Below are 521 nucleotides of genomic sequence, written 5' to 3'. Positions count from 1 at the left end.
CCCATGGCAGGATGTGGAATTGCCTCAGTGCAAGAGCGCAACACCGGCGTAAATCCGAACGCCGTACGTGTGGGAGGGTTTACCCGCGAAAAAGACACCGCGCTGCCTGGCACGGGCTACGCCCGTGTTCGCGGGACAAGCCCGCTCCCACAGGGGATTGGGCTGGTCTTTAGATTTTGAGCAAGACAGTTGCTCCCACCGGTACCCCGCCAGTTTCAGAACCAGCGGGGTGCCCCGCGATCGGGCCTTGAACCCAACATAAAAAAAGGGGAGCAACCGCTCCCCATGAGGTAAACCGCTTGTATTCGAAGGCTGTCGATCAGCCTTCGATCTCGATCAGGATCTCGCCCGGGGTCACCCGGTCGCCCTTGGCCACGTGGAGGGCAACAACCTTGCCGGCGATGGCCGCCTGCACCTCGGTCTCCATCTTCATGGCTTCGGTAATCAGCACTGCCTGCCCGGCCTTGACCACATCGCCCTCCTTGACCAGCACATCGACGATGTTGCCCGGCATGGTGGTG

1 protein-coding gene is annotated in these 521 nt (G+C 61.2%); it reads right to left on the bottom strand.

Annotated features, from left to right (window positions below; genetic code table 11):
* Window positions 1-319: 319 nt before the first annotated feature.
* Window positions 320-521: biotin/lipoyl-containing protein (locus tag VA602_RS00555; RefSeq protein WP_323452172.1), on the bottom strand; the 202-nt coding region annotated here is incomplete at its 5' end.

The sequence above is a fragment of the Pseudomonas machongensis genome, from assembly GCF_034961125.1.
Taxonomy (GTDB): domain Bacteria; phylum Pseudomonadota; class Gammaproteobacteria; order Pseudomonadales; family Pseudomonadaceae; genus Aquipseudomonas; species Aquipseudomonas machongensis.
Note: the sequence above shows the minus strand (reverse complement) of the source record. Positions and strands in the feature narration are given on the sequence as shown.